General features: G+C 63.4%; 6 protein-coding genes and 2 pseudogenes. 3 read left to right on the top strand and 5 right to left on the bottom strand.

The features are described 5' to 3' along the window. Positions 1 to 29: 29 nt before the first annotated feature. Positions 30 to 242, bottom strand: a pseudogene (locus tag Y704_RS25180) (IS3 family transposase); the annotation flags it as partial. A 195-nt stretch (positions 243 to 437) separates the two neighbouring features. On the opposite strand from Y704_RS25180, the gene Y704_RS19590 reads away from it, so the two are divergent. From Y704_RS19590 to Y704_RS0107025, 3 genes are all read left to right on the top strand, one after another. Beyond that, on the top strand, positions 438 to 782 hold the full coding sequence (locus Y704_RS19590; protein ID WP_081747462.1) for an ArsR/SmtB family transcription factor: 345 nt from the start codon (positions 438 to 440) through the stop codon (positions 780 to 782). Beyond that, positions 782 to 1681 (top strand): cation efflux transmembrane domain-containing protein, encoded by a 900-nt coding sequence (locus Y704_RS19585; protein WP_081747460.1) that lies wholly within the window; start codon positions 782 to 784, stop codon positions 1679 to 1681. Before Y704_RS19590 ends, Y704_RS19585 begins: the two co-directional genes overlap by 1 nt. A 133-nt stretch (positions 1682 to 1814) precedes the next feature. Continuing rightward, a complete protein-coding gene (locus Y704_RS0107025; protein WP_026549592.1) occupies positions 1815 to 3020 on the top strand; it encodes an MFS transporter in 1206 nt (401 codons plus the stop codon). Between the two features lie 145 nt (positions 3021 to 3165). Here the strand turns inward: Y704_RS0107025 and Y704_RS0107020 are convergent, their stop codons facing one another. From Y704_RS0107020 to Y704_RS0107005, 4 genes and pseudogenes are all read right to left on the bottom strand, one after another. Continuing rightward, a complete protein-coding gene (locus Y704_RS0107020) occupies positions 3166 to 3705 on the bottom strand; it encodes a hypothetical protein (RefSeq protein WP_026549591.1) in 540 nt (179 codons plus the stop codon). A gap of 280 nt (positions 3706 to 3985) precedes the next feature. Next, a pseudogene (locus tag Y704_RS19580) lies at positions 3986 to 4734 on the bottom strand (cytochrome c biogenesis CcdA family protein). A 69-nt stretch (positions 4735 to 4803) separates the two neighbouring features. After that, positions 4804 to 5739 carry a F510_1955 family glycosylhydrolase gene (locus Y704_RS0107010; protein ID WP_026549590.1) on the bottom strand — a complete coding sequence of 312 codons (936 nt, stop codon included), beginning with the start codon at positions 5737 to 5739 and terminating at the stop codon, positions 4804 to 4806. Between the two features lie 130 nt (positions 5740 to 5869). Continuing rightward, on the bottom strand, positions 5870 to 7687 hold the full coding sequence (locus Y704_RS0107005) for a bifunctional copper resistance protein CopD/cytochrome c oxidase assembly protein (protein WP_155850254.1): 1818 nt from the start codon (positions 7685 to 7687) through the stop codon (positions 5870 to 5872). Between the last annotated feature and the right edge of the window lie 49 nt (positions 7688 to 7736).

Here is a 7736-nt window from a genome sequence, read left to right as displayed (position 1 = left end):
GTCCTTGTAGTTGTCGATGTAGGAGATCATCGCCGTGAGGGGCGGTCGAGCTCCGCCGCGAAGAAAGCCGACGCCGATTTCAGGATCCCATTCGCCCGCCGCAACTCAACGACCTCACGTTCGAGTGCTGCCAGCCGGGCGGCGTCATCGGTTGTGGTCCCAGGCCTCAGCCCCTGATCAATTTCAACGGTACGCAACCAGCCACGGATCGTGTCCGCCGGGATACCCAGCTGAGCACCGATCCTGGTACACGCACCCCGCCGGCCACTCTCCTTTTGACGCGGTACGAATGATGCCTAGACAACACCATTTTCCCACGTCAGGAGCACCTTTCGCCGTTCAACGTACCGCTCTGAGACCACCCTCATGAAAGCCCGAGGCTAATACGGCCGTATCAGCTAAGTCGGTCAGTACATGGAATTGTGTACTATTGGAGGATGGACACACTCACTCATCACTCAGTGCTTGCAAGGTTCGGCTATGCATTATCGGATCCGGTCCGTTCCCGTGTTCTCCTGGCTCTGCGGGATGCGCCGTCCTACCCGGGTGAGCTGGCTGAACTGGCGGGCGTGAGCAAGCAGCGGCTATCGAACCATCTGACCTGCTTACGTGGGTGTGGGCTGGTCGTTGCTGTCCCCGAGGGTCGGCGGGTCCGGTACGAATTGGCTGACAGGAAGCTGGGGGAAGCCCTCACGGCGCTACTGGACGTCGTCGCCGTCAGCAAACCCGAGTGTTGCTGCACCACGAAGGAAAACCACACCGATGGGAAGGCCTGCTGCTGATGAGCACCCACACACACGATCGCCCTGCATCCGTGGCAATCGTGGCACCAACGACTGAGCGGCGAGCTGTTTTGTCTCGGCGGATCCGCCTGTTCGTTGCCGCGACGATCACCTACAACGTCATCGAAGCGGTCATCGCGATCAGCGCCGGAACGATCGCGTCCTCGAGCGCCCTGATCGGTTTCGGCCTGGACTCGATCGTCGAGGTCCTTTCGGCCGCTGCGGTGGCTTGGCAGTTCGCCGGACGCGACCCTGAGACCCGCGAGAAAACGGCTCTGCGGTTCATCGCGTTCTCCTTCTTCGTCCTCGCCGCGTTCGTGACCTTCGACGCCGTCAGGACACTGCTTGGCGCCACTGAGCCTCAGCACTCCCTGGTCGGGATCGTCCTGGCCGCGGTGAGTCTGGCGGTCATGCCGTTCCTGTCCTGGGCCCAGCGCCGGGCCGGACGCGAACTCGGATCCCGGTCCGCCGTCGCCGACTCCAAGCAAACCCTGCTCTGCACCTACCTCTCCGGTGTCCTGCTCGTCGGACTGCTGCTCAACAGCACCCTCGGCTGGTCCTGGGCGGACCCCATCGCCGCCCTGATCATCGCCGCCGTTGCCATCAAGGAAGGCCGCGAAGCATGGAAGGGCGACTCCTGCTGCGCCCCAACCCTTGGAAACTTCGACGTCGACGAGGACATTGACGCCTGCGGGAACACGCCGGATGGCGGCAAGGATTCCTGCTGCAGCACCGACACCATGACAGGCGCAGCCGCCTTGATGACGAGCACCTCGACGGAACCTGCTCCGTTGATGTTGATGACCCGGCTTTCAGGAACCGGCGCCACGGCAAGCACGACAGTCATCTTTGCGTCGACAACTGGGGAGGCGTCCTGCGCCTGCTGCGCGCACGACTAAAACACCCGAGCAAAACTCCGACCCATCCCTTGTTCTCTGCAATCTGCCGGGAACAGGACGACGTAATCACCTGACGAGGATCAGGATCCCGTGCCGGTCCATGCTCATGCTGTACTTCTGGAAGGATCGGGATATGCCTACGCGGACCTCGTTGACTTCGTTACTAAAGCAGCGTCCGTACCGCGCATTGTGGACTGCCCGGACTATTTCCCAATGGGGGGATGCGTTCAACACGGTCGCCCTGGTTCTGCTGATCTACTCCCTGACCGGGTCCGGGCTCGGAGTCTCCGGGGTGGTCATCGCCGAAATCATCCCGGTGCTGCTCCTGGCTCCCCTGGCGGGCGCACTGGTGGACCGGTTGCCGCGAGTGAAAGTCATGATCTCCGCCGACCTGATCCGGGCCGGGCTCGCCTTTGCCCTGCCCTTCGTGGACGGCGACGTTTTCAACGTCTACCTGATCGCCGTCGGTCTCTCCGCCGCCGCCGTGTTCTTCAACCCAGCAGCCCAATCAGTCCTGCCCTCCATCGTCCGGGAACGGGACCTGGTCGCCGCAAACAGCGGGCTCTGGACCGCCGCCGTCATCTCCCAAATCGTCCTGGCACCCCTGGCCGGTGTGGTGGTCGCGGTCTTCGGCTATGACTGGGCGTTCTGGATCAACGCCGCAAGCTACCTCGCCTCAGCCGCCGCCCTGCTGCGCCTAACGGTACCTGCCCAGCCCGCACGCACACACAAGACCTCCTGGTACCGGGACGCCCGCGAAGGACTCATCGAACTCGCACGGCACCGGCTCTTGCGCGCGCTGGCGGCCACCCAGTTCCTGACAGCCCTTTCAGCCGGAGCAACCGGCGCGCTACTCGTCGTCCTGGCAGAAGAGCACCTCCGCCTCGATGAGGCCAGCTTCGGACTGCTCATCGGAGCCATCGGCGCCGGCGCCGCAATCGGACCCCTTATCCTCACCAAAATCACAGACAATCCACGCCGGCCCGGGTTTGTGCTGGGACCATTTGTCCTTCGCGGACTGGTGGACGCCGTCCTCGCGACGATCACCGGACTGGTCTCGGCCATGGCCGCATTGGTCGTCTACGGGCTGGGAACCTCCACCGGGGCCGTCACCTTCAATTCCCTCCTGCAGGCTGAGGTACCGGAGAAACTCCGTGGGCGTATCTTTGCCACCTTCGACATGCTCTGGCAATCCGGGCGGCTAATCTCGCTACTACTCGGCGGCATCGCCGCTGACCTCTTCGGCATCAGAGCTGTCTTCTACCTCGGCGGCGCCCTCCTACTGGCCGCCGCCTGGACCGGCTGGCGCGGACTCAGAAACGCAGACGTGGACAACTGAACGTTCCTGAATCTCAGTCGCCTTTTGAGGAGACTGGTTGTTTTGTCAGGGAATCCCCCGGTACAGTAGGCAGTGCAAAGGGCAGTAGCCCTGCGAAGTAGGCCTGGCAGTCTTCCGGATGGTATGACGAGCCAGGCTCGCGTATTTAAAGCCTCCGGACCTCACCAATCAGTGGTTCCACGTCCGCCCTCCATGATCCGCCTTTCTGGAAGCACCACGCGACGGCATCTCCCACCCACAGCAGGGGCTCCTCGTTACGGCGCATATGGCTGTACCGCAGGTGTCTGTTGTCCTGGACACGTAGCTGCTCGGCGATGATGCGCCGGTCAGCGGCCGCCAGGGAGTCATCCTGTTCCAGCACCAGACGCTCGGCATCGGCGTAGCAAAGATCTTCGATGAGGGCTTCCAGACAAGCAGGCCGTGCGACCTTGTCGGGTTCGCCGCTCACGACATACACCACGGTCTGCACCCCGGTCGCTGCTGCTCCTTTGAGGAAAGCCCGGCGCACGGAGTCCCGCTCACTCTTGAAATGAACTGCTGTGGACCCCTTATGCCGCAGACCCTTGATGGTTGACCTGGTGGCCACAACATCCGCCGGGGAAATGACTGCCGCGGCGATGTAGTAGCTGCCGCTTTTGGATTCATCAACAAACACGTGTGCCCGGCGGGGCAGTACAAAATCCATGAACCGACCCTACCGGGACGCGGAAGGCACGCCGCACCGACGGCTTTCCTAGGACAGCGGCGTCGCGCTTGTGGTGCGCCGGAGGGGAGTACCGAATCCGGTGAGGCCGCAGGCTAGGCCCTTTTAGCCCAGGTCTGTAGGTGACGAACCGGCGCAGGACAGTCGCCTGCACCAAACGATTATCCGCTCACTTTGTGGGCATAATCCCGGCTGATCAATTGCCCGCATGAGTCAGCCTCCTCGTTCGGCCAGTCGTTGGCGCATCTTGGCATGCCCATCATCAGACCGGGGTGAGGTAGGTGCCGGCCAGATTTTGCAGTTGGTAGATCCATAGGCTCCAGGCCCCTGACACCATGAGCAGTCCCACCAGGATCAGCAGGGAGCCGCCTGCGATGTTGAAGATCCGGATGTGCCGTCGGACAAATGACAGGGTCCGTGTTACCCACCCGACGCCCAGGGCTACCAGGACGAAGGGGATGCCCAAGCCGAGGCAGTACACGAATCCCAGGAGCGCGCCGCGCCACGCGGTACCGGTGGTGGCGCTCAGGGCCAGGACCGCGCTGAGGGTCGGCCCCATGCAGGGAGTCCAGCCCAGCCCGAACACCACTCCCAGCAATGGCGCGCCTGCGACCCCGTTCTTTGGTTTCCAGCTAAGTTTCTTGGTTTGCTGGAAGAAGGAGAAGCGCCCCACCAGGACCAGGCCCATGAGGATGACGAACAGGCCGAGGATGCGATGAGCAGGTCCTGCCAGCGCAGCATCCACCCTCCGATGAGCCCGAAAGCCGCCCCGTAAAAGGTGAAGACCAGCGCGAACCCGAGGATAAACAAACCGACACCGGTCAGGACCTTCCGCCGGTTTCCGGGGGAGTTCGGGTCAGTAAGCCCGGAAACGTACCCAACATAGCCTGGCACCAGCGGAAGGATGCACGGCGAAATGAAGGACACGATGCCGGCAATCAGGGCCAGCGGAATTGCCAGGAGGAGCGCCCCTGACTGGACGGATTGCGCGAAGAACTCTCCAATCGTCACTGGAAGTCCCGTCCGCTCTCGACCTGCCCTGGGTGCGTGTGTGGTGCCGGTTCAGCGTGCAAGGGACTGCTACTGGCCGGCCTGCACAGTCGTGGTGAAGGACGCTCCCTCATCCTCGGAGAACTCGATGCCCTCCTCTGTCGAGACCCAGATCCGCAGCTCGTCCTGCTCGTTCACGTCTGCGGCGATCGCGGAAGGCTGGGCTGTTGATCCTCCGGTTTCTTTCCATGTTTGTCCCGCGTCCTGGCTGATGTGCACGGCCCCGTCCGGGCTGATCCCTACGACGGTGTCCGTATCGGCGAAGGTCGTCAGCAGGAGCACCGGTGAGTCGGGCGGCAGCGCCCAGGTTTCTCCGTTATCGGTGGATCGTTGGACGCCTTCCTCCGTGGTCGCCAGGACGGTGGGTCCGTCGACGGACGCCGCAAGGTTCGCCGGTTGGACCTGCGCCTCTATCTCGGACCATTCCTTACCATCGGTTGTTTTCCGCAGTGTCCCGTCGAATCCGATGACGCCGTCTTCGGACACAGTCAGGGTGTGAAAGTCCGACTCGCCCTGGCGGGAGAGTTCCTGCCAGGTTTCTCCTCCGTCGGTTGACTCGATCAGCCCCATAGGGTTGGGAAGTTCCACTTCGGATCCCGGGTGCCCTGAGGCGTAGTACAGGTCTTTCCCGTTACTGGCGAATCCCATCAGGTCGAGGGTCGGGCCGAGCTTTTCGATGGGGTCGGCGGCAACGTCGAACAACCCGTTGTGGGTGGCCAGCAGGAGCTGTTCGGTGTCCTCATCGAACGCAAGGCCATGCACATGGCCGAACGGATCCTCCCCCGGGGACGACGATCCATCACTGTGGGGTGTTTCATCGTCATGTGGCGCTTCGTCGCTGTGTGCAGTCGCGCCTGCCTCACCGGAGGCCTGCTGCCCGCACGCCGCCAGGAGAAACATTGCGGCGACTCCCAGGGCGGCGGTGCGCACTTTCCTGCCGTTACCGGGAACAGTTTTGTGGGGCATGGGATCGCTTTCAATCGAATGTTGGTGGAGCCAAGGCCTGGAATGCCGCTCCGCTGCAGCGGAGCAGGGCTCATCCACCCGTGGCTATTACTATCAACGATAGTAGTTGAGGATTTGGGGCGGACCAAAATCAGTGTGCCGTAGCGCCGTGAACCAGGCTCTGCCCGCTCGTGCTTACGAGGTTTCGGCGTGCAATGGCGAGGGCCAGCAGGGGTGGCAGTGCGGCGCCCCAGAGGATCAGGCCGGCGATGGGCTGGTCGGTCGTGACCGGAATATTCCAGAGGTCGCCCACGAGGAGGCACCAATCTCCTCCGATGAGGCTCTCGCGTGTAGTCAGCGAAAGCCCCGCTGCTATATGAAACGCCAACACGGTGAGGAGCGCCGCGAGCTTAGCCTTCACGGCCCCAGGGGAGGGCGGGCGTGACAGTACTGCGTAGGCGAGCAGGTACCCGACCACCAATGTGGCACCGGTGGAGACGATCCGTCCGCCGTTGCTACTGACCACCGGCCCCAGCAACGGCGTGAAGTGCAGGGCCCCGTGGAACCCCACATAGACAAACGCCGCGGGCAACGGGTGCACCAGTGTACGGGTCACTGTCAGTCGTGCAGCGCAGGCGAGCCACTCCCTGGCTCCGAGGCTTCCATCGTGCCGCGAAGCCAGCGTGTCCCGAGCGAGCGAGACTGGACGTGCAAGGGCGAACAGGACGGGTACGGCAAGCCCGACGACGACCTGGACGGTGATGAACATACTGGGCAGCAGCTGCGCGTAGACGGCAGGGGCGCCATTGGTGGCCCACAGGAAAAGGGCGCACCCCACTACCCAGGCTGCGGTTCTAAGGATCGGCCAGGAAAGTCTTTGCCGTCCTGCTTTCCGTACCGCACGGAAATACCAGACGAGCAGCAGTGCGGCAACGGGCGCCCAGACGACGTCGACCCGCCATTGGTTCAGCCACTGCATAGCGCCAGGCTCCGGCGGCAAAGCAGCACCCAGGAGGGATTCCGCGGCTGTCTGGATGACAGATTCAGCGAACGGAGACGTCCGCCCCAGGGCGACGGACAGCCCGAAGGTGAACGCCATGATGAAGATCTCAAAACCCGCGAACAGGGCAAACGATCTTCCTGACGTGGCCCGCGATGCCAGCAGGGTGAGGATGCGGCGCCGCTGATACCAGCCGGCGGCACCCAACAGGAGAGCGGCCGCTGTCTTGGCTATGAGCAGGATCCCGTAGGTTCCCTCCAGGCTCGAGGCGGAACTCAGGCGCAGGAGCGCCCCCGCGATACCGGTCACCAGAACCAGGACGTAGCTCACTCCGGCAATCCTCGAATACCTTTGCGCGATCAGGGGAAAGTCCTCCCTCAGGGTTCCTCGCAGGACCACGAGCGCGGCCAAACCGCCGGTCCAGATCGTGACACCGATGAGGTGAAGCCCAAGCAGGTTCACCGCCGCTTCGTGGTTCGACGCGCCGTGGGCAGTCACCGTTAAGGGCAGCAGGGCAAGAAGACTGAGCAGGGTAAGGAACCCGAGGTGAAGGGTCCGTGTTGCCATCCAACACCCGGTCGCGACAATCAGCGCCAGGAAGGCGCTCAACCCCAAAGAGCGCCCCAGGTCAAAACGGGTCAGGAACTGGACCATGTCCCCGCCGTTGATGCTTGAAGGACTGGATCCAGCGACGTTGGAATAGGCCAAGGTGACAACAGCGGCACCGGAAACAGCCCACACCGAGGCCGCCACGAGGAAACCGATCGTCAGGGCCGCCGCGGAATCATGGAGGGCGCGGGCGACGGGGGTTCCCCACCGGGTGACCGGCCCCGGGTCGGGAAGCCCCAGGCCGGGAGGGCCCGCAGCACCTGCTGCGGCCAGAACCGCAACGGCAGTCAACGGCACCAGGACCAGCAACAGCCCTGCCCACACACCCCGGCGCAAAGTGCCGCTTCGGTTCACTGCCACGCCTTGTGCGCCTGCCGGCGGAGAACAGGGACTGCGATCAGTACGGCGG

Origin of the sequence: Arthrobacter sp. Br18 (genome assembly GCF_000520555.1) — a bacterium.
In the GTDB taxonomy this organism is placed as follows: Bacteria; Actinomycetota; Actinomycetes; order Actinomycetales; family Micrococcaceae; genus Arthrobacter_D.
Note: the sequence above shows the minus strand (reverse complement) of the source record. Positions and strands in the feature narration are given on the sequence as shown.